Source organism: Pseudomonas sp. Root71 (assembly GCF_001429045.1).
Classification (GTDB): Bacteria; Pseudomonadota; Gammaproteobacteria; order Pseudomonadales; family Pseudomonadaceae; genus Aquipseudomonas; species Aquipseudomonas monachiensis.
Map to the genome: position 1 here is coordinate 178,927 of NZ_LMHY01000022.1, position 23,477 is coordinate 202,403.

Sequence of the window (23,477 nt, forward strand, 5' to 3'; positions counted from 1 at the left end):
TTTGCGATGCAAAGGGTAACGTTGATCGCCCAGAGAGTCTCGACCACCCCCAGGGTGGCTGTCTTTGTGCCTGAGCACAGGGTTTGCAACCAAGGCCTGTGCGGGTGAACAACCCGTTCCATCACTGTCTTCAAGGATCACTTGCATGTTCGAACTCGATCACGACCTGGCCCAGGACATCGTCGACCGGGCGATGGCTATCCTGCCGTACAACGTCAACGTCATGGACAGCCAGGGCTTGATCCTGGGCAGCGGCGAGCCGGATCGGGTCAACACCCGGCATGAAGGCGCGCAACTGGTCCTGGCCAATGGCCGGGTGGTGGAGATCGATGCGCAGACGGCGATTCATCTCAAGGGCGTGCAGCCGGGCATCAACCTGCCACTGATGCTTGATCAACGCCTGATCGGTGTATTGGGCATCACCGGTGAACCCGAGCAACTGCGCACCTACGCCGAACTGGTGCGCATGACCGCCGAGATGCTGGTGGGCCAGCGCAACCAGCAGGCCGAGCAACAATGGCGGCGCCAGCGCTGCGATGATCTGCTGGCGTTGTTGCTCAGCGAAGCCGGGGATGCGCCGCGACTGGTCGATGAAGCGCAGCAGTTGGGCCTCAAGCCCCAAATGACCCGGGTGCCGTACCTGTTCGAACTGGGACTTGAGCACGCGCCAGGGCAAACCGTCGAGGCCCTCAGCGCCTGGTTGACCAGCCGCCACCCCGACAGTTGGTGCGTGAGCTCGGCCAAGACCTCGTTGCTCTGGTGCCGGCCGGCAAGCCAGACGGTGGAGAACGAGCGCTTGCTGGACAAGCTCGACGGCCTGGGCTGGAACATCCTGCGCATTGCCGTGGGCGGGCAGGCCGATGGCCTTTCGGGCTTGCGGCGCTGCTATCGCCGGGTCGGTGACTTGTTGGCCTACGGGCGCGAGGTGTTGCCGCGCTCGCGATTGCTGACGCTCAACCGCTATCGGCTGCCGGTGATGCTCTGGCGCCACCGCAACGACGACGCCCTCGACGAACTGCTCAATCCGCTGCGCAAGGTCATTGCCAAGGACAACAACGGCCAGTTGCTGGCAACCCTGCGCAGCTGGTGCGAACACGACGGCCAGAGCCAGGCCTGCGCCGATGCACTGGGCATTCACCGCAACAGCCTGCGCTACCGCATGGAGCGGATTGCCGAGCTGAGCGGGGTTGATCCGTTGCGGCTCGACGGGATGCTCGCGCTGTATCTGGGGGTGCAACTGCTGCCCCAGACAGACACCCAACCATGAATCACGCAATTCCCCTGTGGGAGCGGGCTTGCTCGCGAAGAGGCCATCACATCCAACATCAATGCTGATTGACCCACCGCTTTCGCGAGCAAGCCCGCTCCCACAAAAGGCCGGTACTTTGTGGAAATGAACAATAATCCTCAACACCGCTTGTGCAGCGGCCCGGCGTTATTGTTCCTGGCGGCTGGCAGCATGTGGGCATTGGAACTGGAGAATTCCCATGAAAATCGTGATCGCCCCCGACTCGTTCAAGGACAGCCTCAGCGCCCAAGGCGTGGCCGATGCCATTGCATTGGGATTGGCCCAGGTCTGGCCTGATGCGCAACTGATCAAATGCCCGATGGCCGACGGCGGGGAAGGGACTGTCGAGTCGATCCTGGCGGCGTGCGATGGCGAACTGCGCCGCAATGAGGTGCGCGGGCCTTTAGGGGCTACGGTGAATGCCGCTTGGGGCTGGTTGCCCGATAGCCACACCGCGATTATCGAAATGGCCGAAGCCAGCGGGTTGCAGTTGGTCCCTCTGGCTCAGCGTGATGCATGCATCAGCAGCACCTTCGGGACCGGGCAATTGATCCGCGCCGCGCTGGATGCCGGTGCGCAACGGGTGATCCTGGCGATTGGCGGCAGTGCGACCAACGACGGCGGCGCCGGTGCCATGCAGGCCCTGGGCGTGAAACTGCTCGACTTCCAGGGGCAAACGCTGTCACCGGGCGGCCTCGCCCTGGCGCAGTTGGCCCGCGTCGACTTGAGTGACATCGATCCGCGCCTGACCCAGGTGCGTTTCGACATCGCCGCCGACGTCAACAATCCGCTGTGCGGCCCCCACGGTGCCTCGACGATCTTCGGCCCGCAAAAAGGCGCCTCGCCGGTGCAGGTCGAACAGCTGGACCACGCTTTGGGGCACTTTGCCGACCATTGCGCACAGGCCTTGAACCACGACGTACGCGACGAGCCGGGCAGTGGCGCGGCGGGCGGTCTGGGGTTTGCCGCCAAGGCGTTCCTCGGTGCGCAATTCAAGGCGGGTGTTGAAGTGGTGGCCGAACTCGTGGGCCTGGCCGACGCCGTTGCGGGCGCCGACCTGGTGATCACCGGTGAAGGACGTTTCGATGCGCAAACCCTGCGCGGCAAGACGCCCTTTGGCGTGGCGCGGGTTGCCCGGGAACACGGCGTGCCGGTCATCGTCATCGCGGGCACGTTGGGCGAGGGCTATCAGGCACTGTACGAGCACGGTATCGACGCGGCGTTTGCCCTGGCGAGCGGGCCGATGACCCTGGAGCAGGCCTGTGCCGAGGCGCCGCGCTTGCTGCGTGAGCGGGCGACCGATGTGGCGCGGGTCTGGCGGATGGCCAGCCGGTAAACGTTTGAACACCCTTAAACAAGTGATGGCGAGGTGCCGTACTGCGCGATTTGAGATAGGGTTGTGGCCAGGAATACGCGCCACAGGAGAACGCCATGCGCTACTCAGCCTTGACCCAACGAATCGCCGGTGACGGAGCGGCGGCCTGGCAGATTCACGATCGAGCGCTGGCGCTGCGCGAGCAGGGTGTCGATGTCTTGCTGCTGTCGATCGGCGACCCGGATTTCGACACCCCACCACCCATCGTCCAGGCCGCGATTGGCAGTTTGCTGGCCGGCGACACGCATTACCCGGCGGTGCGCGGCAGCCAGGGCTTGCGCGACAGCATCGCCCGGCATCATCGCCAGCGCAGCGGCCAGGCAGTGGATGCGCGGCACGTGATCGTCTTCCCCGGGGCGCAGTGCGCGGTGTATTCGGTGGTGCAATGCCTGCTCGATCCGGGGGACGAAGTGCTCGTCGCCGAACCGATGTACGTGACCTACGAAGGCGTGTTCGGCGCCTGCGGGGCGAAAGTGGTGCCGGTACCGGTGCGTTCGCAGAACGGCTTTCGAGTCGATCCGGCGGATGTCGCGGCACTGATCACGCCGAACACCCGCGCGATGTTGCTCAACAGCCCGAACAACCCCTCCGGCGCCAACCTGCCGCTGACGACCTGGAAAGCGCTGGCCGAATTGTGCATTCGCCATGACCTGTGGTTGATCAGCGACGAGGTCTACAGCGAACTGCTGTTCGAGGGCGAACACATCAGCCCCGCGAGCTTGCCGGGCATGGCCGAACGCACGGCGACGATCAACAGCCTGTCGAAGTCCCACGCCATGAGTGGCTGGCGGGTGGGGTGGGTGATCGGGCCGCAAACGCTGTGTGAACATTTGGTGAATCTGTCGTTGTGCATGCTGTTCGGCATTCCGGATTTCATCCAGAACGCCGCGCAGTTGGCGCTGGATGAAAACCTGCCGCACGTGGCGCTGATGCGTGAGGAGTATCGCCAGCGTCGCGACCTGGTGTGCGCCAGCCTGGATCTGTGCCCTGGCATCCGGGCGATTCGCCCCGATGGCGGCATGTTCGTGATGGTCGACGTGCGTCAGACCGGGTTGTCGGCCCAGCACTTTGCCGAGCGGTTGCTGGACGGCTATGGCGTGTCGGTGCTGGCCGGCGAAGCCTTCGGGCCGAGTGCGGCGGGGCATATTCGCCTCGGCCTGGTGGTGGACCGACTGAAGCTGGCGGATGCCTGCCGACGTATTTCCCTGTGTGTGACGGACTTGCTCGAGGGGCGGCGGGCCTGAGGTTTTTCACCCCGGCCTGAGCGCTGAACGTGCGATCCAACCCCGTCTGAACCTGTTCCAGCCGTGCAAAAAAAGTGCGGATACCTGTCAACTTTGACAGTATCGCGTTGCTAAAAACTGCCGTTTAATTCGCTCAAGGTCCAGTTACCGAGCAGAGCGAAGGGACAGTGCTGCGCTTACCCGATGTCTCGATCTGCCAGACAGGCTTGGTGGCCATTGCGTGCGCAAAGGTCGAAGTGTTGTTCATGGGAGAACGATGTCATGGCGAGTTACGGCAGCAAGCAAATATTACCCGCATGGAGTCAACGCGAACCTGGGCGCAATGGCCCATTGGAGTTCGTCAAACCGGATGTCAGTACTGTAACGCTGCCTGGAAACCCGCCAGGCCTGTTCCCTCGGGCTTCACTGGATGCCGGAATCCTGTTGCAGGTTACAGCCTGGGCGACACTTCCACCTGATGGTGAAACGGAAACCGTGACACTTCAGATTGCGCGGGTCGGCAGTGATGAATACGAAGATGTTGCGAGTGTCGACTACACCGAAGGTACGTCCTCTTTCCCTTTGCCGATCACCCTCCCGGCTGACTTTCTGTTGAAAGATGAAAACGAGGGGGCATTCAAGATCCGTTATCAACATGTTAACTGGGTTGGGACGCCTGCCGAGTCGGAGGATGTGCCGGTCTTTATCGACAAGACCCCGCCTAACGGTACAGCGGCACCTGGCAAGATCACATTTTCAATTACGCCGCCCTTCACCGAGACCAATCTTGCCGGGTTGACGGACGTTGATGGCACCATCCCCACCTGGACCGGGGCAGCGGAAGGTGACCAGGTGGCCTTTGCCTGGATGAAGGACCGGTTGCCCGAAGACCCGGATTTAATCGTACCAATTGATGTGGTCGAGTTGGGGGCGGACCGAAAGGTGAAGTTCCCGGTTGACCTGATTCGCTTACTGGGTGACGGCGGCTTCTGTGGTGGCTATACCATTTTCGACAAGGCGGGTACAGTCACCGGCAACGCCAGCGGCAACCATGTGATCGCGCTCGACAGCAGCGGCACTGAACCGCGGGCACCGGCATCGACCGCCGTCGTTCATATCGGCTCGGGGGATGCAACGTTCAAACTGGCCGGCGGTGCCGTCGACCTCGGTGCGTTTTCCTACGACCTGATCAAGCAGGGCGAAAACGACTGGTATCTGAATACGGCTACAAAAACCATCAGCCCGGGTACCCAATCGGTGATGGCGCTGTTCAATGCCGCGCCTACTGTCTGGTACGGAGAACTCAGCACTTTGCGCAGTCGCATGGGCGAAGTGCGCATGGACAACGGCAAGGCCGGTGGTTGGATTCGGGCCTATGGCAACAAGTTCGATGTCAGCGCCGGTTCCGGTGTGGCCTACCAGCAAACCCAGCAGGGGCTGTCGTTCGGTGCCGATGCCCCCTTGCCGATGGGTGACGGCCAGTGGTTGGTGGGACTGCTGGGTGGTTACAGCAAGTCTGACCTGAACATGACCCGTGGCACCAGTGGCACGGTTGATAGCTACTACCTGGGTGCCTACACCACCTGGATGGATGAACCGAGCGGGTACTATTTCGACGGTGTGCTCAAGTTCAACCGCTTCCAGAATGAGTCCGATGTACGACTCAGTGACGGCACAAAAGCCAAGGGTGACTACAACAACAATGGTGTCGGTGCGTCGCTCGAGTTCGGCCGGCATATCAAGTTGGCGGACGACTACTTTGTCGAGCCTTTTACCCAGTTGTCGGGAGTGGTCGTCCAGGGCGCCAGTTATGACCTGGACAACGGCTTGTCCGCGCAGGGCGATCGCGCGCGATCCTTGCTTGGCAAGGTCGGTGCCACCACCGGACGCAATTTCAACCTGGGTGAAGGCAAAGTCGTGCAACCGTACCTGCGGGCGGCTTATGTGCACGAGTTCGCCGAGAACAACGATGTTGAGGTCAATAACAACCCGTTCAAATCCGATCTTTCCGGCTCCCGTGGTGAGCTGGGAGCGGGGATCGCCATGACCCTGAGAGGCAAGGTCTCAGTGCACGCCGATTTTGATTACAGCAACGGCAATAAAATCGAGCAGCCTTGGGGTTTCAACCTTGGTGCGCGTTACAGCTGGTAATTAAACTTCTGAAGTAGCCAGCAATTACTGTCGAGTGCTGTCATTGATGACGGTACTTGGCGCTCCCGAAAACGGAGCTGAGTGTTGATTGCGCTCGGGGCTCTTTGACTCTGTGAGTCTCCAGCGCTTGTCACCCGGCGCAGGAGATATCCATGTCATCAGAGCAAACCGTTGTGCCGCTGCCGCCACCGACCACAGACCCTGCGCCCTTGAGCAATATCGAGGGCGGGGAAACCAATCTGTTGCACCGAACGGCCTGGAGTGACTCGAGCAATCCACTCAAGGTGTGTTTCGATCCATGGGATAACTCGCAACCGTCCGAGAAGGATCCGGAGTCAATCCAGATCCTCCTCAACGACGTTGAAATCACTCGCAAGGAATGGACGGCGCCTATGCGTATGACGAGCGTGGGCGCCTGGTCGACTACAAATGCACTGGCAGTCAACGGCCGGAGGACCCTTATGGAAAAATCATCAAATGTCAGGTTTTCGGTTTTGATGCGCAGGACAACCTGGACTTCGTGGAGACGACCTTCGAGTGTGGGCTCATGTGATCTATTTCGAATACACCAACGAGAAAGACCCGTGTCAATTGACCGGGCTCACCAATACGTTGACCCCGGCGCTACCGGGCGATCCGCTTTATCCGCCCAGAATTTATTTTACTTATGACGCCGACGGTAATCTGCTGCAGGACGAAGTGGGGCGTATTTTGCGGTATGACAGTCTGGGTCGTCTGATCAGTGTCAGTGCCCAGGCAGGCGAAAAAGCCACTGGCTATCACTATGACTCGCTGGACACCTTGAGTGGACTCGGCACCGCTGGCGGCAATGAACAGCGCTTTTATCAGGACGGTAATCTGGCCAATCTGATCACGGGTGCCAATAGCAGTACTTTCCTGCGAGCTGACGGCAAAGTGCTCGCCGAGCATCAGGCAGGTGCCGACCCAAAGTCCCTACTCCTTGTCAGCGATGACAAGAGCAGCGTGTTGTGCGAGTTGAGCCAGGACGGGCGCAATGAAGTCACGTATTCGGCGTATGGCCATCGTGCGGATGACTCGGCGCTCAGTGGGCATTTGGGTTACAACGGCGAACGACGGGAAGCGCAAACCGGATGGTATCTGTTGGGCAACGGGTATCGGGCGTTCAATCCGTTGTTGATGCGGTTTCATAGTCCGGATAGTTGGAGCCCGTTTGGGGATGGGGGGATGAATGGGTATGCGTATGTGTCGGGGAATCCGATTGGTTATACGGATCCGACGGGGCATTTCAAGTTTAAACTACTCGCTGTTTTTTTTATGAATAGCGGTATCGACGATGCGGCCCAGGCGGTAGGCCGGGGAGCGGCCAGAGCGACCAGAGCGTCCAGTTCGGTCGTGCAGGGGACATCAAGAACTGCGGGCCGGGTAACGAATGGTGCGAACTCGGCAGTGGGTGCTGATATGTTGGAAGGTTATACGATGACTAACAGCTCTGGGGTCTACAAGTTTGAGGCAACGACATCGGTTGCTCAACAAACCGGTCTCAGGGGTGGGAGTAATGTCTCCTTGTCAGCGCTGCCCTCTACACCGGGACCAAGTCGTGCCACTCCTGCAGTGACACATGCGCCTCAACAACCGCGAGGTTCAGGGGCAACGACTAACCCTAGCCCCGCGAGACCTCTTCCGCCGCCGGCGAAACAGGCCAACTTGAAGGAATTCAAAAAAATGAGTGTTTTTGAACGCGAAGATTATATGCGTAGAGGCGGTATAGATCCCACAAATGGTATAGAACCATCCACTAAGAAGAATTGGATGGATGTACGAGGTAACAGAGATAGATACAAATAGGAAACTTGCGACTTATCCGCGTTTCAATGGGAGTGGACTTTGATTGTTTGATGACCTTTCCAGGGCGTTAAAGCATCAACCCACCAACCCGCGCAAACTCCACCAACCCACCGTCATGGCCAAGCCCCAACTTGTCCATGGCGGTGCGTTTCTGTCGGCTGATGGTTTTTTCACTGCGGTTCAGTTGCGCCGCAATCTGCCGGCCGGACAATCCCTGGACAAACAACCTGACCACCTCCAGCTCCCGCTCGGACAGTTTCATCGACGGCATGTCTGTACGGCTGGACGGCACGCTCCGGGCTTGCAGGATTTCTGCGATCGTCGGGCACAGGTGGCGCCGGCCTTTGATCACCGTCTGCACTGCCGATTTCAGCTCGGTCATGGGGCTGCGCTTGTCGAACAGGCCCCTGACGCCAATATTGAGCAACGCTTGCAGTAGCGAAGGGTTGCGCAACACGGTCATCACCATCAGCGGTATGTGGCTGAAATGACGCTGCAGGTAACCCATCAATGCCAGGCCATCGGGAAAGCGTCCGTCAGGCATCGAGTAGTCGCTGATCAGCAAATCACAGGGGGTGTTCTGCAAATGGGTGATCAGTTCATCCGCGTTATGTGCCAGGGCAACAATCCTGAATGCTGAACCGGGTTGCGCGCACAGGGTCATCTTGGCCCCGGTCAGCACCACGGGATGGTCATCGGCGAGGATAATGCGTAGCGCGTTGTCCGGGCGGTGCCTGCACGATACGGGCGTATCGTCACAGGCACGGGGACGGGGGAAGGCATGAAGTGTCTGGTCCGGATTCATTGGGTGTCCCTAGGGCGCGATGACACGCGGCCCCTTGGGGACGGACTGGCTCAAGGCAATTGAATCAATCCCTGTTCCAGCGCCATGACCAAGGCGATCCAGCGCGATCTCACGCCGAATTTTCGGCGAATGTTGCAAAAATGGTAATTCACACCGGCCTCGGAACAACTGACGATCTGGCCAATTTCCCAGGAAGACTTGCCCGCGGCGCTCCACTGCAAGACTTCTTTTTCCCGGGAGGTAAGCCTGATTTCTTTTGCCTGCCTACTCTCCACAGGTGGCAAATTGAGCGAGGCTGGCGATGAGCGAACTGAGGGGGTAGCGGACTGATGCATTTTGGATCTCCCATTCATCATCATTGACGGCGTGGGCGCGGCGGAATCCTCCTACTTCACAAAGGCATGGTTCGCGCGGCCGTCCTACAAAGCCCGGTGCAGGGCTGTAGGCGAGGTGTCGTTATAGCGCGAATCAACCGACTTGGAACCTGTCAGAAATTACAGGTGAGGAACTTTAATCAGGTGTTATGGAAAAGGCTGTCAGCCGAAGACTTCGGTAGTTGTAGGATGGATCTTTGAGTCATGACGTCCTGAGGAATGCGCGTTAATTTTTTGATTAGGCGAGATTTTGCGTGTTGAACGCAGGCGAGTGATTACGCAGATCCTCACCGGAAAAATGCCGACGCAAGGGGCGGTTTTCGATCAACACCGATATACCCGTTCGTCGCTTGAAAACGCCGGTGGCGCGCTTCTCGACGTGAGACAGGGTTGTGGCTGGGGATCCGCGCGACGGGAGAAGGACATGCGCTGTTCAGCCTTGACCCAACGCATCGCCGGAGAAAGGGCGACGGCCATGCAGATTCAAGGTCGAGTGCTGCTATTGCGCGAACAATAGAAACCGGCCGATCGCCACTAACCGTTCTGTCAGTGGTGCTGCACCCGCAAACGGTATTTAAATGAAAGCAGTCAAACCGTTGCTGGAGGCGTCTGAATGAGCGGGCATGAAAACGAATCCCCCCTGCCTGGGACGGCTTATGTGGTTCCGCCGATTACCATTACCGCGTCCGCTCAGTCGACCTCGGCCATACGCGTGATCTGGGGCTACCTGGCCGGTGGCGGGCATACCGGTTCGCGGGTGAAGTGGGGAGTGGCGGGAGGCCCCACGGAGGGCGAGTTCGATGTCCCCATCAGTTCCTTGACCTATATCGTCAGCGGGCTCAATCCGAACACGGAATATCTCATCCAGATTTTCGGGCTCAAGGGTGGTGAGGTGTCGCCAATCAGCAAGGACGCGCAAGCCAAGACCCATCCGGCGGCCGCTGTTCCGTCAAGCCCGACCAATCTCAGCGCCACACCCAGCAAAAACACCATGGCCTTGAGCTGGTCCGGACCCGCCGATGCTTCGAACTACAAGATCAGCTACGGGCTTGCCCCCAGTGGCGCGGTGATCGGCTCCGCGACATCGGTGGCGGCGGCTCACACGGTCAGCGGCCTGAATGCCGGAACCCACTATTATTTCGATGTGCGCTCGTCCAATAATGTCGGCGATTCGGCACCGACACGTATCACCAGACAGACCTTGCAAGTGCCCGCGACGCCCGTTGGCTTGCGAGCGACGCCGACAATCTCCACGCTGGAGATTCAATGGTTTGCCGCCACGGCGGCCGACGATTATGTCATCCGTTACGGTATCGAACCCGGTGGGGCGGTCAATACGCTGACCACGCGACTACTGCGCGAGGCGCTGACCAACCTCAACAAAAATACCCTTTATTTCGTCGAAGTCAGCGCCCGCAATGCCAACGGCGAATCTTCTCCGTCGCGCATCACTCAACGAACGCTGGATGGCCCACCGTTGCCACCCAAGCCAGGCCCGTTGGTTGTGCTGGACACCTTTGATACGGTGCGTGTCAGTTGGGCCACGATCAATCAGCCTGGATACGAGGTGGCCTATGGCGTGCTCAGTCAGTACCCGCAAGTCATCGCACGATATGAAACCGAGCACCTGACCTGGCTGTTGAGGTACCTGTCTCCTGATGTGACCTATTTCATCGAAGTTCGAGCCTTCAACGAGACTGGATATTCAGCACCGTCATATGCGACCGTCACCATCGGCCCGGACCGGACACAACCCAGAAACCTGAGCAATCCCGGCAGGACGTTCAACGAGGCGAGGCTGACCTGGGATGCGCCGCAGGACGCCTCTTATCTGATCGATTATGAAATCACCTGCCCGGGACGGCCGGTCGTTCGCACCAGTGTGCGTGAATACCTCGCCACGGGGTTGATAGCCGAACAGGAGTATCGGTTCACCGTTCAGCCCCGTCGGCCCGAAGGCCCCGTACCGGCCCTGTCGGCTGTGATTGGCGTGGTGACCCATGACTTCGTGCCGCCGATTCGCGTGACGGCCCTCAAGCTGACGCCCTCGACGCCTGGCAATGCACTGCTGAGCTGGAGCGCGTCGCAAGACAATGTCGGGGTCACCGGCTACGAGGTGCGGCGTAACGCAGGTAGCTGGATTTCGGTGAGCGGTACCAGTTACCCGGTTTCAGGCTTGGGGAGCTCGGACGTTTTTGACGTAAGGGCCAAAGATGCCGCAGGAAACCGTTCCTTGTCTGTAACGACGACGTTCACCAACGGCGCTGCAGCCGCGACGTCATCCTGATGGCGGTTGAAACTCGTTATGCACCGATGGGTCACATGGGGCATTCAGATCCAGACGCTTATCCACGTCGAACCCAGCAGCAAAAGCGCCATGCAACGATTGAAGCGTTGCATGGCGCGCGGCGTCCGCAGCCAGCGGCTCGAACCGGCGCCCAGCATTGCCCATGCGCCGAGGCATGGCAGGGACACCAGGAAAAACACCAACGACAGTAATGCCACCCGCAACCCACGCTGTTCGCCGCCTTCGGCGAACACACTGACCACCGCCAGCGCCATCATCCAGGTTTTCGGGTTGATCCATTGCAGGCTGGCGGCACCCCACATTCCGAGGCGGACTTCTCTGGTCTGAGTGCTGATGGCTTCGGCGGGGGTGCTGAAAATCTGCCAGGCCAGATAGCTCAGCCACCCTACACCGACCCATTGCATGACGGTTTGCAAGACCGGCCAAGCGGTCAATGTTGACCCGGCTCCGGTACCCACCAACAGCACAAGGATCGCCGCGCTGGCGCAGGCGCCGAAAATGATGGGCACGGCCGCCGCCACGCCAAACCGTGCGCTGTTGCTCAGCACCAGAATGTTGGTCGGGCCCGGTGTAATCGAGGCGACAAAGGCAAACAGCAAGAAGGGCAACAAGGTCGGGAAAGAGGAAAGCATCGCAGGCAGACTCCGGTGAATATCAGTACGTTGATCTTTACCATCGCCGGTATTACCTGTCTGGAAGATTTGAGCAGCGCTTGCGGTACAACGCCGGCGTCAGGCCGTAGGCGCGCATGAACCAGCGGCCCAGATGGCTCTGATCGGAAAAGCCCAGTGCCATCGCCACTGCTGCCGGTTGTTCGCCACGGGCCAGCATCCGCCGCGCCGTGGCCAGGCGCAATTGCACCAGATAGGCGTGGGGCGCCATGCCATAGGCAGCCTTGAACGCGCGGGTCAGGCGGAAGCGGTCGACGCCGGTGAAGGCGGCCAGTTGATCGAGGCCGATGTCGTATTGCGCGTTGGCATGCAGGTATTCCCGGGCCTTCTGCGCCACCTGTGGCAAACGCGGGTCCTGGCCATCGCGGGCGCGCCAGTGCAAGTGGCTGGTCAGGCGTTCGAGCAAACCGTCGAGGGCGGTCTGGCGGACAATCTTCAGTTCACCGCGATGCAGGGTCTCAAACGCCAGGCTGGTGGCCTGGGCCAGGCGCGCATCGCTGGCCAGGGTGGCGGCGAAGCTCAGCTGGCTGTTGTCGGGGGCATGATCGAACACGGCGCCGAGTTCGCGCTGCAACCACTGCGGGTCGAGGTACAGCATGCGGTAGGTGAAGCCGTCGGCGGTTGGCGCGTCGCCATCATGGATGTCACCGGGTTCCAGCAGAAACACCTTGCCCGGCGTGCTCTGGTGCCTGGCCCGTCGGCAATTGAATTGCTGCACCCCTTGCTCGGTGACACCCACCAGATAGCTGTCATGCCAGTGCGGGTCATAGGCATGGCCTTCGAAATGCGCGCGCAGGGTCTCGATGCCGGTGTCGGCATCCTGGGCCATGTCGATCCAGTTGTGAGCGCTCATGGGGCACCTGCGAAACGGTTTGCCGGGCTATTTAACGCCTTGACCGAGGGCCATGCCTAGAACGTTTGTGCAGTCATCAACCGAACAGGCCGGCGGCGATGTTGATCGAGAACCCGAGAATGGCGGTATTGAACAGAAAACCGATCAACGACTGCGCCAGCACGATCTTGCGCATGCCCCGCGTGGCCACGCCGACATCCGAGGTTTGCACCGCCACGCCGATGGTGAACGAGAAGTACAGGAAGTCCCAGTAGTTGGGGGTCGTCAGACCTTCGGCAAAACGCAGCGCCGGCTCCTTGCCGTCCCAGATGTAATACAGCCGGGCGTAATGCAGGCTGAAGATGACCCCGATCAGCAGCCATGAGCCGATGACGGTCAGGGCGGTGAAGCCGTAATGCAAAAGCTTGCGCGTGGTTTCCAGGTCTTTGCTGCCGGCCAGTTCGAAGGTGATGGTCGCCAGGCTGGCCAGCGCCGCAATGCATACGAGCGCCAGCACCAGCCCGGCGTTTTCGTCTTCGATTTCGGCGATGCGTTTCACGTCAGGCGCTTTCGAACGCACGGTGAGCCAAAGCATCAGCGACAGATAGATCCAGACGCCGGCATTCCAGCCGATGAGGATCTTGCTGATCGGCGAATCGGCCGGAGCCAGAAAGCCCGCCGCGATGCCCAGCAGGATGGCGGCGGACAGGCGAGGGTGGGTGCGGGGGAGGAAAGACATGGACACTCGACGGGTTGGGGCTATGCCAACACCTTAGCCCAGGTAACCACTATCTTGAAATCACCGAGATCCCTGTGGGAGCGAGCTTGCTCGCGATGAGGCCATCACTTTCAACATATTTGTTGACTGTCACGCCGCCATCGCGAGCAAGCTCGCTCCCACAGGGGTTAGTGTTTTTGTCAGGTGTTTTTATGGCGCTTGCGCACCAGCTTCATTACCACCACAAAAAACACCGGCACGAACACCACGGCCAGGGTCGCCGTGATCATCCCGCCAATCACCCCGGTGCCGATGGCCTGCTGGCTCGCCGAGCTGGCGCCGGTCGCGATCGCCAGCGGCACCACGCCTAGGATGAACGCCAGGGAGGTCATGACAATCGGCCGCAACCGCAGGCGTGCCGCTTGCAGGGTGGCGTCGATCAGGTCATGGCCTTCGTCGTACAGGCTCTTGGCGAATTCGATGATCAGGATCGCGTTCTTCGCCGACAGGCCGATGATGGTGATCAACCCGACCTTGAAGAACACGTCGTTGGGCATCCCGCGCAAGGTCACCGCCAGCACCGCACCGAGCACGCCCAGCGGCACCACCAGCAGCACCGAGGTCGGGATCGACCAGCTCTCGTACAACGCCGCCAGGCACAGGAACACGATCAACAGCGACAGCCCCAGCAGGATCGGCGCCTGGCTGCCGGACAACCGTTCCTGCAACGACAACCCGGTCCATTCCTGGCCCAGGCCCGCCGGGCCCTGTGCCACCAGCCGCTCGATCTCGGCCATGGCCTCACCGGTGCTGTGGCCCGGGGTCGGTTCACCGGAAATGCTGATCGCCGGATAGCCGTTGTAGCGGGTCAACTGCGCCGGGCCCTGGGTCCACTTGGCCTGGACGAAGGCCGCCAGGGGCACCATTTTTTCGTGGGTGTTGCGCACGTGGATCTTCAGCAGGTCTTCCACCTGGCTGCGCTGGTCGCCCTCGGCCTGCACCACCACGCGCTGCATCCGTCCCTGATTGGGGAAGTCGTTGATGTAGGCCGAGCCCACGGCCGTGGACAGCACGTTGCCGACGTCGGCGAAGGACACCCCCAGCGCGTTGGCCTGCTTGCGGTCGACCACCAGTTGCACCTGCGGTGCCTCGGCCAGGGCGCTTTCGCGCACGTTCATCAGGATCGGGCTTTTTTGCGCCGCCGCGAGTAACTCGGTGCGGGCTTCCATCAACTTCTCATGGCCGAGACCACCACGATCCTGCAGGCGGAACTCGAATCCGCTGGACGTACCCAGGCCATCCACGGGCGGCGGCAGTACGGCAAAGGTCACCGCGTCCTTGATCTGGCTGAGGGCAACGTTGGCCCGGTCGGCAATGGAGGCTGCCGAGTCTTCACTGCCGCGCTCGGACCAGTCCTTGAGCGTGCTGAACGCCAGCGCCGCGTTCTGCCCGCTGCCGGAGAAGCTGAAGCCGAGAATCACCACGCTGTCGCGAATGCCTGGCTCGCCAGCGTTGTGCGCTTCAACCTGCTCGGCCACCTGCACCGTGCGGTTCTTGCTCGCACCCGGCGGCAACTGGATGTCGGTGATGGTGTAACCCTGGTCTTCCACCGGCAGGAACGAGGAGGGCAGGCGACTGAAGGCCAGGCCCAGACCGATCAGCAGCACGCCGTAGATCAGCAAGTAGCGCCCGGTACGTTTCAACGCGTAGGCCACCCAGCCCTGGTAACGGTCGGTCAGTTGCTCGAAGCGACGGTTGAACCAGCCGAAGAACCCGGTCTTTTCATGGTGCTCGCCTTTGGCAATCGGCTTGAGCAACGTCGCGCACAGGGCCGGGGTCAAGGTCAGGGCGAGGAAGGCCGAGAACAGGATCGAGGTGGCCATCGACAGTGAGAACTGCTGGTAGATCACCCCGACCGAGCCCTGCATGAACGCCATCGGAATGAACACCGCGACCAGCACCAGGGTGATGCCGATGATGGCCCCGGTGATCTGCTGCATGGCCTTGCGCGTGGCTTCCTTGGGCGAAAGGCCTTCGGTGGCCATGATCCGCTCGACGTTCTCCACCACCACGATGGCGTCGTCGACCAGAATGCCGATGGCCAGCACCATGCCGAACATGGTCAGCACGTTGATCGAAAACCCGAGCGCCAGCATCGTCGCAAAGGTGCCCATCAACGCCACTGGCACCACCAGGGTCGGAATCAGCGTGTAGCGGATGTTCTGCAGGAACAGGAACATCACCGCGAACACCAGCAACATCGCCTCAAAGAGGGTGTAGACCACCTTGGTGATCGAAACCTTGACGAAAGGCGAGGTGTCGTACGGTATCGAATACTCGACGTTCGCCGGGAAGTAGCGCTTGAGTTCATCCATCTTCGCCCGCACCAGGGTCGCGGTATTCAGTGCGTTGGCGCCGGGCGACAGCTGCACGGCAACGGCAGTGGACGGCTTGCCGTTCAGGCGCGTGGAAAACTGGTATTCCTGGCTGCCGATCTCGACCCGCGCCACATCGCTGATGCGCACGGTCGAGCCGTCCGGGTTGGCCTTGAGGACGATGTCGGCAAACTCTTCGGGGGTCGACAACTGCCCCTTGACCAGAATGGTCGCGGTGATTTCCTGAGTGGTGCGGGTCGGCAGGTCGCCGATGCTGCCCGCCGACACCTGGGCGTTTTGCGCGACGATGGCGGTGTTGACGTCCGCCGGCGTCAGGTTGAAGGCGAGCAGTTTCCGCGGGTCGATCCAGATCCGCATCGCCCGCTCGGCGCCGTACAGCTGAGCCTTGCCGACGCCATCCAGACGCTTGACCTCATTCATCACGTTGCGCGCCAGGTAATCGCTGAGCGCCACGTCGTCGAGCTTGCCGTCGCTGGACGTCAGGGTGATCAACAGCAGGAAGCCGGAGGAGACTTTCTCCACCTGCAAACCCTGCTGGATCACCGCTTGCGGCAGCCGTGATTCCACGGCTTTGAGGCGATTCTGCACATCCACCTGGGCCAGTTCCGGGTTGGTGCCCGGCTGGAAGGTGGCCTTGATGGTGGCGCTGCCCAGGCTGCTCTGGGATTCGAAATACAACAGGTGATCGGCGCCGTTGAGTTCTTCCTCGATCAGGCTGACCACGCTCTCGTCCACGGTTTGCGCCGAAGCGCCCGGGTACACGGCGTAGATTTCGATTTGTGGCGGCGCAACATCCGGGTATTGCGCCACCGGCAGTTGCGGAATGGCCAGCGCACCGGCCAGCAGGATGAACAGGGCAACCACCCAGGCGAACACCGGGCGGTCGATAAAGAACTGCGGCATAAAGAAGCGTCCTGCTTACTGACCAGTCGCCTGGGCAAGGGGAAGAGGGGTGTCGTCGATCTGCACTTTCTCGCCGGGGCGGGCGTGCTGCAGGCCCTCGATGACGATGCGGTCACCTGCCTTCAGGCCGCCGGTGACGATCCAGCGATCGTTCTGCACGGTGCCCAGTTCGACCGGTTGCTGCCCGACCCGCTGTTCGGCGTCGAGCAGCAGCACCTGGGCGATGCCGGCGCTGTCGCGCTGGATGGCCCGTTGCGGCACGCTGATGCCTTGCTGGTTGACCGCTTGTTCCAGGCGTACGCGCACGAAACTGCCGGGCAGCAAGTCGAGGTCGGGGTTGGGGAACTCGCTGCGCAGGATGATCTGGCCGGTGCCCGGGTCGACGGTGATGTCGCTGAACAGCAGTTTGCCCGGTAGCGGGTAGAGGCTGCCGTCATCCTGAATCAGCGTGGCCTTGGCCTGGTCCTGGCCGACCTGCTGCAACTGGCCGGAACGGAAGGCGCGGCGCAGTTCGTTGAGTTCGCGGGTGGACTGGGTCAGGTCGGCATGAATCGGGTTCAGTTGCTGGATCAGCGCCAGCGGCGTGGTTTCGTTCTGCCCGACCAGCGCGCCTTCGGTGACCAATGCACGGCCGATGCGCCCGGAAATCGGTGCGGTGACGGTGGCGTAACCGAGGTTCAGTTTCGCCCGCTCCACAGCGGCTTTACTGGCGGCGACTTCGGCGGCGGTCTGCCGTGCGTTGGCGCGTGCGTTGTCATACTCCTGACCGCTGATGGCCTTGTCATCGATCAACTGGGCGTAGCGTTGTTCCTGCAACCGGGCCTGGAACGCATTGGCCTCGGCCTTGCGCAGTACGGCTTCGGCGCTGTCCAGGTCGGCCTTGAACGGCGCCGGGTCGATGCGGAACAACACATCGCCCTGTTTCACGTCGCTACCTTCACGGAAGGTGCGCTGCAAGACCACGCCAGCCACGCGGGCACGCACTTCGGCCATGCGCGGCGCGGCAATCCGCCCGCTCAGTTCACTGCTGATGGTCAGTGGCCGCGCCTCGATGGTTTCGACGCGAACCGTGGCCAGCGGCGCCTGTTCCTCGGCATTCGAGGACTTGTCACACGCGGCCAGTGTCAACGCCAGTGCAATCAGGCTGAGCCTGGCAAGCAGATTTTTCGACATGTAATACCCCAATAAAGACACCCAGCATCCTACTGGGCGAAGGCGAGGGTAGCGGTGAAGCTTTGTTGGTGCTGTGTGAAATTGTGTAAGGGTTTTACTCAGGGACGAGTGAGGGCGTATATCCTTCAGTCCTTGATTTCTATTGCGCTTGATAGATTGCTATCGCGAGCAAGCTCGCTCCCACAGGGATTTGATGTGAACACAAATGTTGTGAACACCACCGGCCACTGTGGGAGCGAGCTTGCTCGCGATGGCGGCGTATCTGGCGCCACAGCACTTTCTGGAAACACCCCATGCCCAACATCCTCCTGGTCGAAGACGACACCGCCCTCGCCGAACTGATTGCCAGCTACCTGGAACGCAACGGTTATTCCGTCAGCGTGATCGGTCGCGGTGACCATGTGCGCGAACGTGCGCGGCTCAATCCGCCGGACCTGGTGATCCTCGACCTGATGCTGCCCGGCCTCGACGGCTTGCAAGTCTGTCGCCTGCTGCGCGCCGATTCGGCGACCTTGCCGATCCTGATGCTCACCGCCCGCGACGACAGCCACGACCAGGTCCTGGGCCTGGAAATGGGGGCCGACGACTACGTCACCAAACCTTGCGAGCCGCGGGTGCTGCTGGCCCGGGTGCGGACGTTGCTGCGCCGCAGCAGCCTCAGCGAACCGCAGACCGCCAACGACCGCATTCTGATGGGCAACCTGTGCATCGACTTGTCCGAGCGCACCGTGACCTGGCGCGAGCAGTTGGTGGAGCTGTCCAGCGGCGAGTACAACCTGCTGGTGGTGCTGGCCCGGCACGCCGGCGAAGTGTTGAGCCGCGACCAGATCCTGCAACGCCTGCGCGGTATCGAATTCAACGGCACCGACCGTTCGGTGGACGTGGCGATTTCCAAGCTGCGGCGCAAGTTCGACGACCACGCCGGCGAGGCGCGCAAGATCAAGACCGTGTGGGGCAAGGGTTACCTGTTCAGTCGATCCGAGTGGGAATGCTGAGCCGATGTTCAGAATCCTCTTTCGTTTGTACCTGGTGACCATCGTCTCGTTCAGCGCGGCGATCTATCTGGTGCCGGACCTGGTGGTCAAGGTGTTCCAGGAGCGCTTTGTCACCTACAACCTCGATTATTCCCGTGGGCTGCAAACGCTGATCGTCAAACAGTTCCACGGGGTCCCGGCCGAACAGTGGCCGGCCCTGGCCGCTGAAATGGACAAGGACTTCTCTCCTCTGCACATCGTGCTCAGCGGCAATGACGACAGCAGCCTGACCCCTGATGAACAGCAGCGCTTGCGCCGCGGCGAGAACATCGTGCGCGTGGGCGACTGGGGCTGGCGCACGCTGGCGGTCGCGCCGCTCAATGAGCGCACCGTGGTGCAAATGGTCGTGCCACCGGACCCGCTGGACGTCAACCTGTTGTACTGGAGCATCAACGTCCTGATCGGCGCGACCATGCTCGCGTGCCTGTTGCTGTGGCTGCGCCCGCACTGGCGTGACCTGGAACGCCTCAAGGGCGCCGCCGAACGCTTTGGCAAGGGCCACCTGGGCGAGCGCACGCAAATCTCCCCGAGTTCCAACATCGGCAGCCTGGCCAGTGTGTTCGACACCATGGCCGGCGACATCGAGAACTTGCTCAACCAACAGCGGGACTTGCTCAATGCGGTGTCTCACGAATTGCGCACGCCGCTGACGCGCCTGGATTTCGGCCTGGCGCTGGCCCTGTCCGACGACTTGCCGGCGGCCAGTCGCGAGCGCCTGCAAAGCCTGGTGGCGCACATTCGAGAACTCGATGAATTGGTGCTGGAGCTGCTGTCCTACAGCCGCCTGCAAAACCCGGCGCGGCTACCGGAGCAGGTCGAAGTCTCGCTGGATGAATTCATCGACAGCATTCTCGGCAGCGTCGACGAAGAACAGCAATCCCCGGAAATCGTCATCGACGTGCTGCTCCACGGCCAGTTCGAACGCTTCAGCCTGGACCCGCGCCTGACTGCCCGTGCCTTGCAAAACCTGCTGCGCAATGCCATGCGCTATTGCGAGAAGCGTATTCAGATCGGTGTGCAGGCCTATGCCGGCGGTTGTGAAATCTGGGTCGACGATGACGGCATCGGCATTCCGGATGACGAGCGCGAGCGGATCTTCGAACCCTTCTACCGTCTCGACCGCAGCCGCGACCGCGCCACGGGTGGTTTCGGCCTGGGACTGGCGATCAGCCGCCGCGCACTGGAAGCCCAGGGCGGGACGCTGACGGTGGAAGCCTCGCCCCTGGGCGGAGCGCGGTTTCGCTTGTGGTTGCCGGCGTCGGCCTGACGCGCTTGGCAGGCGCTGGCGCAGCGCCTGCGTTGAACCGGGGTTTCTCAGGTACTCAGGCGCTCGCGCAACGTCTTCGCCATTTCCTCCAGGTCCGCCATCGGCTGATGCCCGATCAGCATCCAGGCGTGTTCCATATCGGCCCAATACACGATGTTCAGTTCGCGTCGCTGTTCCCGGGCGAAATGTCGGCTGCCGCTGTTGGAGCGGGTGACGCACAGGGCCATGGGGCCGTGCGCCGGATCGAGGTAGGTGATCTGGGCGATGGGCGCACCGTCGTACTCGAGGATTTGCGCGCGCTTGAATTCGGCACGGGGCAGGCTCAGTTTTGCCGACGCGAGGTTGAGGCCCAGGCGCGCATCGATGGTGCGCAGTTGTGCCCGTTGCGCGGCTTCATCGCCGGGCAAGTGATCCAGGGTTTCCGGTACGTAGAGCGCCATGTAATCGGCCACCAGGCCGCGCCAGTTATGTGTCTGCCGGCTCGCTTGCCAGCCGAGGAGCAAGCGGTCCGCCAATACACCGCCAGCCAACAGCCCGGCCGCGGCGGCCAGGAACCAGCGTCGACTGAGCCCGGGACGGGCGGGTGAGGGCAGCGTGGCGAGCATGGCTTGCAGGCGATCCACCGGCGCCTGTCGGGCCAGTTCATCATAGGCGTCCTTGAACGGCAGGCTGCTGCGATCCAGCCATTGCAGGCGCAGGCCGAGCATCGGGTCGGCATTGATGGCCGCGTCGATGCGCGCGCGCTGCTCGGTATCGAGTTGGTTATCGAGGTAAGCCACCAGTTGTTCGTCCGAGGGTATCGTGTTCATCAATGTTCTCCTCGGTTAGGGGTGGGCACCGTGTGCAACGGTGGGTATTCGGCCAGTTTCGCCCGAGCGGTGGCCAGGCGGCTCATGACCGTGCCGATGGGCACTTGCAGCACCTCGGCGACTTCGCGGTAGGACAAGCCTTCGACATAGGCGAGAAACACCGTTTCGCGCTGGGCCTCGGGCAACGCATCGACGCGGCGGATGACCTGTGCCGCCAGCACGTGGGTCTGGGCCACGGATTCACCATCGAACGACAAGGCCTGATCGGCGTCTACCTGACCCTGACCCTGGCGCACCCGTCGGGCGCGGACTTCATTGAGCCAGATCGAATGCAGAATGCTCAGCAGCCACCGGTCCATGCGCGTTCCCGGCACGTATTGCCCGGCCCGTTCCAGCGCCCGCACGCAGGTGGCTTGCACCAGGTCATCGGCGACATGCCGTTGCCGGGACAACAGCAGGCCGTAACGCCATAAACGCGCCAGATGCTGGTTCAGTTCCGTTCGTATTGCCTGATCGCTGGCGATGGCGACCTCCGTCCGCTCGGGTTGTCAGGTTTTCGATGAGCCGTTGATGGCTTCGGCCAGGTCCTGATACTCCTCGCATTGAGTGCTGCCACAGATGGATTCGATCTGTCGCAGTTGCTCCTGGGCAAGATCCAGCCGGCCTTTGACCACATAGGCCTCACCGAGATACTCGCGGACCTGCGCGTACTGCGGGTCGAGTTTCACCGATTGCAGGTAATAGCCGATGCCTTCGTCGGTACGTCCCAGTTTACGCGTGGCGTAGCCGCGATAGTTCAACGCTTTTGCCGTGTTTGGCTGTTTCAGCGTGTCGAGCAGGGCCAGGGCTTCTTCATAACGCCCGTCCTTGGCCAGTCGATAGGCATAGTTGGTGCGGTCTTCGTCCGGTACCAGGCTGCTGGTCTGCCGCACGCAACGCTGGGATTTGCTATCGAACACCTGGCCTTTGGGGCAGTTGGGCCTGATGGGTGCGTCGTCGTCGCCGCCACCGCCGTTGGCCAGGGCGAGGGAGCCGGACAACCCAATGGCCAGCAACAGAGGGGGCATCAGAACAGCAAAGCGAATATTCATGGGCATTGCTCCACAGGTTCACGGGGTTCGGATCAGATCGCGCCTGGCCAGGCGCAGTGCAAGGTTGATGTGATGAGAACACCGCAGCATGAACAATTATTCGTTGTGGGAGCCTTTCCTCTTCAACGCACGGGGTTGGTCTTGTTCAGCCAGGCGAGCAGGGCCTGGTGGAATTGTGCCGGTTCTTCCATCTGTGGCGCGTGGCCCATGCCAGGGAACTCGACCAGCGTGGACCGGGGAATCATCTTGGCCACTTGTTTGCCGAGGACGTCGTAGTGCCCGATCTTCGCCTTGACTTCGGGCGGGGCGATGTCACTGCCGATGGCGGTGGTGTCGGACGTACCGATCAACAGCAGGGTCGGCATCTTCAGATTGTGGAATTCGTAGTACACCGGTTGGGTGAAGATCATGTCGTAGATCAGCGCCGAGTTCCACGCGACTTGGGTATGCCCCGGGCCTTTGTTCAGGCCGGCGAGCATGTCGACCCAGCGATCGAATTCCGGCTTCCAGCGGCCGCCGTAATAGGTGGTGCGTTCGTAGTTGCGGATACCCTCGGCGCTGAGCTTGAGTTCGCGCTCGTACCATTGATCCACCGTGCGATAGGGCACGCCGAGGGCTTTCCAGTCTTCCAGGCCGATGGGGTTGACCAGCGCCAGTTGCTCGACCTGTTCGGGGTATTGCAAGGCATAGCGAGTGGCGAGCATGCCGCCGGTGGAATGCCCCAGCAGGGTGGCTTGCTGGATGCCCAGGGCCTTGAGCAATTGCTGGGTGTTCATCGCCAGTTGCTGGAAGCTGTACTGATAGTGCGCCGGTTTGCTGGAGGTGCAGAAGCCGATCTGGTCCGGGGCGATGACCCGGTAGCCAGCGTCGCTGAGGGCTTTGATCGAACTGCCCCAGGTGGCGCCGCAGAAATTCTTGCCGTGCATCAGCACCACGCTGCGACCATTGGGCTTGCCGTGGGCGGCGACATCCATGTAACCCATTTGCAGGGATTGGCCCTGGGATTCAAAGGCGAAGTGCTTGAGGGTGTAGGGGTAGTCGAAACCTTGCAACTCGGGACCGTATCCCGGTCCTTCGGCGTGGGCGATGACGGGCAGGGCGGCGGTCAGTAAAAGGCTGGGCAACCAGCAGGAGAAGGGGCGTGACATGAAAGGGCTCCATGGTAAATCCGCCGATGCTGGATCGATTCGATTAGGGCGGCATTAAACACAGGCAACCGCCGCCCTTGATGG

At 61.3% G+C, this 23,477-nt stretch carries 18 protein-coding genes and 1 pseudogene; 8 read left to right on the forward strand and 11 right to left on the reverse strand.

Annotated elements, in window-relative coordinates; translation table 11 throughout:
* Nucleotides 1–145: 145 nt before the first annotated feature.
* From ASD95_RS14690 to ASD95_RS28720, 5 genes and pseudogenes are all read left to right on the forward strand, one after another.
* Complete coding sequence (locus ASD95_RS14690; protein WP_056724528.1) at nucleotides 146–1,267, forward strand: sugar diacid recognition domain-containing protein; 1,122 nt, start codon at nucleotides 146–148, stop codon at nucleotides 1,265–1,267.
* 220 nt (nucleotides 1,268–1,487) lie between these two features.
* On the forward strand, nucleotides 1,488–2,624 hold the full coding sequence (locus ASD95_RS14695) for a glycerate kinase (protein WP_056724530.1): 1,137 nt from the start codon (nucleotides 1,488–1,490) through the stop codon (nucleotides 2,622–2,624).
* Nucleotides 2,625–2,719: 95 nt separating this feature from the next.
* Nucleotides 2,720–3,907: a pyridoxal phosphate-dependent aminotransferase gene (locus ASD95_RS14700; protein WP_056724532.1), complete on the forward strand. Its 1,188-nt coding sequence runs from the start codon at nucleotides 2,720–2,722 to the stop codon at nucleotides 3,905–3,907.
* Nucleotides 3,908–4,912: 1,005 nt separating this feature from the next.
* Nucleotides 4,913–6,037: pseudogene (locus tag ASD95_RS14705) on the forward strand (autotransporter outer membrane beta-barrel domain-containing protein); the annotation flags it as partial.
* Between the two features lie 549 nt (nucleotides 6,038–6,586).
* Nucleotides 6,587–7,864: an RHS repeat-associated core domain-containing protein gene (locus ASD95_RS28720; RefSeq protein WP_162252418.1), complete on the forward strand. Its 1,278-nt coding sequence runs from the start codon at nucleotides 6,587–6,589 to the stop codon at nucleotides 7,862–7,864.
* A 67-nt stretch (nucleotides 7,865–7,931) separates the two neighbouring features.
* On the opposite strand, the gene ASD95_RS14715 is transcribed toward ASD95_RS28720, so the two are convergent.
* Complete coding sequence (locus ASD95_RS14715; protein ID WP_056724536.1) at nucleotides 7,932–8,669, reverse strand: response regulator transcription factor; 738 nt, start codon at nucleotides 8,667–8,669, stop codon at nucleotides 7,932–7,934.
* A 50-nt stretch (nucleotides 8,670–8,719) separates the two neighbouring features.
* The gene (locus ASD95_RS14720) at nucleotides 8,720–9,004 is read right to left on the reverse strand and encodes a LuxR family transcriptional regulator (protein WP_056725098.1); all 285 of its coding nucleotides are present in this window, start codon (nucleotides 9,002–9,004) and stop codon (nucleotides 8,720–8,722) included.
* Nucleotides 9,005–9,656: 652 nt separating this feature from the next.
* Here ASD95_RS14720 and ASD95_RS14725 point away from each other — a divergent pair.
* Nucleotides 9,657–11,330: a fibronectin type III domain-containing protein gene (locus ASD95_RS14725; RefSeq protein WP_056724538.1), complete on the forward strand. Its 1,674-nt coding sequence runs from the start codon at nucleotides 9,657–9,659 to the stop codon at nucleotides 11,328–11,330.
* A 44-nt stretch (nucleotides 11,331–11,374) separates the two neighbouring features.
* Here ASD95_RS14725 and ASD95_RS14730 read toward each other — a convergent pair whose 3' ends face one another.
* The 5 genes from ASD95_RS14730 to ASD95_RS14750 form a co-directional block, all read right to left on the reverse strand.
* Nucleotides 11,375–11,983 (reverse strand): LysE family translocator, encoded by a 609-nt coding sequence (locus ASD95_RS14730; protein WP_056724540.1) that lies wholly within the window; start codon nucleotides 11,981–11,983, stop codon nucleotides 11,375–11,377.
* A 52-nt stretch (nucleotides 11,984–12,035) separates the two neighbouring features.
* On the reverse strand, nucleotides 12,036–12,875 hold the full coding sequence (locus tag ASD95_RS14735; RefSeq protein WP_056724541.1) for an AraC family transcriptional regulator: 840 nt from the start codon (nucleotides 12,873–12,875) through the stop codon (nucleotides 12,036–12,038).
* Nucleotides 12,876–12,951: 76 nt separating this feature from the next.
* Nucleotides 12,952–13,593, reverse strand: coding sequence for a DUF1345 domain-containing protein (locus tag ASD95_RS14740; RefSeq protein WP_056724543.1), 642 nt, complete (start codon nucleotides 13,591–13,593; stop codon nucleotides 12,952–12,954).
* Between the two features lie 179 nt (nucleotides 13,594–13,772).
* Nucleotides 13,773–16,871: an efflux RND transporter permease subunit gene (locus tag ASD95_RS14745; protein ID WP_056724544.1), complete on the reverse strand. Its 3,099-nt coding sequence runs from the start codon at nucleotides 16,869–16,871 to the stop codon at nucleotides 13,773–13,775.
* A gap of 15 nt (nucleotides 16,872–16,886) precedes the next feature.
* Entirely contained in the window at nucleotides 16,887–18,044 is a 1,158-nt protein-coding gene (locus tag ASD95_RS14750; RefSeq protein ID WP_056724546.1) for an efflux RND transporter periplasmic adaptor subunit, read from the reverse strand.
* A 293-nt stretch (nucleotides 18,045–18,337) separates the two neighbouring features.
* Between ASD95_RS14750 and ASD95_RS14755 the strand changes: the two genes are divergently transcribed.
* Both ASD95_RS14755 and ASD95_RS14760 read left to right on the forward strand, forming a co-directional pair.
* The gene (locus ASD95_RS14755) at nucleotides 18,338–19,039 is read left to right on the forward strand and encodes a response regulator transcription factor (RefSeq protein WP_007985461.1); all 702 of its coding nucleotides are present in this window, start codon (nucleotides 18,338–18,340) and stop codon (nucleotides 19,037–19,039) included.
* Between the two features lie 4 nt (nucleotides 19,040–19,043).
* On the forward strand, nucleotides 19,044–20,345 hold the full coding sequence (locus ASD95_RS14760; RefSeq protein WP_056724548.1) for an ATP-binding protein: 1,302 nt from the start codon (nucleotides 19,044–19,046) through the stop codon (nucleotides 20,343–20,345).
* Nucleotides 20,346–20,392: 47 nt separating this feature from the next.
* Here ASD95_RS14760 and ASD95_RS14765 read toward each other — a convergent pair whose 3' ends face one another.
* The 4 genes from ASD95_RS14765 to ASD95_RS14780 all read right to left on the reverse strand — a co-directional run bounded on the left by ASD95_RS14765 (nucleotide 20,393) and on the right by ASD95_RS14780 (nucleotide 23,393).
* Nucleotides 20,393–21,154 carry an anti-sigma factor family protein gene (locus tag ASD95_RS14765; protein ID WP_056724549.1) on the reverse strand — a complete coding sequence of 254 codons (762 nt, stop codon included), beginning with the start codon at nucleotides 21,152–21,154 and terminating at the stop codon, nucleotides 20,393–20,395.
* A complete protein-coding gene (locus ASD95_RS14770; protein ID WP_409079063.1) occupies nucleotides 21,154–21,636 on the reverse strand; it encodes an RNA polymerase sigma factor in 483 nt (160 codons plus the stop codon). The genes ASD95_RS14765 and ASD95_RS14770 overlap by 1 nt, the downstream gene beginning before the upstream one ends.
* A 66-nt stretch (nucleotides 21,637–21,702) precedes the next feature.
* Nucleotides 21,703–22,245, reverse strand: coding sequence for a tetratricopeptide repeat protein (locus ASD95_RS14775; RefSeq protein ID WP_056724552.1), 543 nt, complete (start codon nucleotides 22,243–22,245; stop codon nucleotides 21,703–21,705).
* A gap of 122 nt (nucleotides 22,246–22,367) precedes the next feature.
* On the reverse strand, nucleotides 22,368–23,393 hold the full coding sequence (locus ASD95_RS14780) for an alpha/beta fold hydrolase (RefSeq protein ID WP_056724555.1): 1,026 nt from the start codon (nucleotides 23,391–23,393) through the stop codon (nucleotides 22,368–22,370).
* Nucleotides 23,394–23,477: the final 84 nt, after the last annotated feature.

Bases quoted from the DNA above. Each gene is read 5' to 3' on its own strand.
- ASD95_RS14690 (WP_056724528.1), top strand. From the start codon at position 146: ATGTTCGAACTCGATCACGACCTGGCCCAGGACATCGTCGACCGGGCG.
- ASD95_RS14700 (WP_056724532.1), top strand. From the start codon at position 2,720: ATGCGCTACTCAGCCTTGACCCAACGAATCGCCGGTGACGGAGCGGCG.
- ASD95_RS14730 (WP_056724540.1), bottom strand. From the start codon at position 11,983: ATGCTTTCCTCTTTCCCGACCTTGTTGCCCTTCTTGCTGTTTGCCTTT.
- ASD95_RS14735 (WP_056724541.1), bottom strand. From the start codon at position 12,875: ATGAGCGCTCACAACTGGATCGACATGGCCCAGGATGCCGACACCGGC.
- ASD95_RS14720 (WP_056725098.1), bottom strand. From the start codon at position 9,004: ATGCATCAGTCCGCTACCCCCTCAGTTCGCTCATCGCCAGCCTCGCTC.
- ASD95_RS14725 (WP_056724538.1), top strand. From the start codon at position 9,657: ATGAGCGGGCATGAAAACGAATCCCCCCTGCCTGGGACGGCTTATGTG.
- ASD95_RS14750 (WP_056724546.1), bottom strand. From the start codon at position 18,044: ATGTCGAAAAATCTGCTTGCCAGGCTCAGCCTGATTGCACTGGCGTTG.
- ASD95_RS14775 (WP_056724552.1), bottom strand. From the start codon at position 22,245: ATGAATATTCGCTTTGCTGTTCTGATGCCCCCTCTGTTGCTGGCCATT.
- ASD95_RS14780 (WP_056724555.1), bottom strand. From the start codon at position 23,393: ATGTCACGCCCCTTCTCCTGCTGGTTGCCCAGCCTTTTACTGACCGCC.
- ASD95_RS14695 (WP_056724530.1), top strand. From the start codon at position 1,488: ATGAAAATCGTGATCGCCCCCGACTCGTTCAAGGACAGCCTCAGCGCC.
- ASD95_RS14760 (WP_056724548.1), top strand. From the start codon at position 19,044: ATGTTCAGAATCCTCTTTCGTTTGTACCTGGTGACCATCGTCTCGTTC.
- ASD95_RS14740 (WP_056724543.1), bottom strand. From the start codon at position 13,593: ATGTCTTTCCTCCCCCGCACCCACCCTCGCCTGTCCGCCGCCATCCTG.
- ASD95_RS14745 (WP_056724544.1), bottom strand. From the start codon at position 16,871: ATGCCGCAGTTCTTTATCGACCGCCCGGTGTTCGCCTGGGTGGTTGCC.
- ASD95_RS14765 (WP_056724549.1), bottom strand. From the start codon at position 21,154: ATGAACACGATACCCTCGGACGAACAACTGGTGGCTTACCTCGATAAC.
- ASD95_RS14715 (WP_056724536.1), bottom strand. From the start codon at position 8,669: ATGAATCCGGACCAGACACTTCATGCCTTCCCCCGTCCCCGTGCCTGT.
- ASD95_RS14755 (WP_007985461.1), top strand. From the start codon at position 18,338: ATGCCCAACATCCTCCTGGTCGAAGACGACACCGCCCTCGCCGAACTG.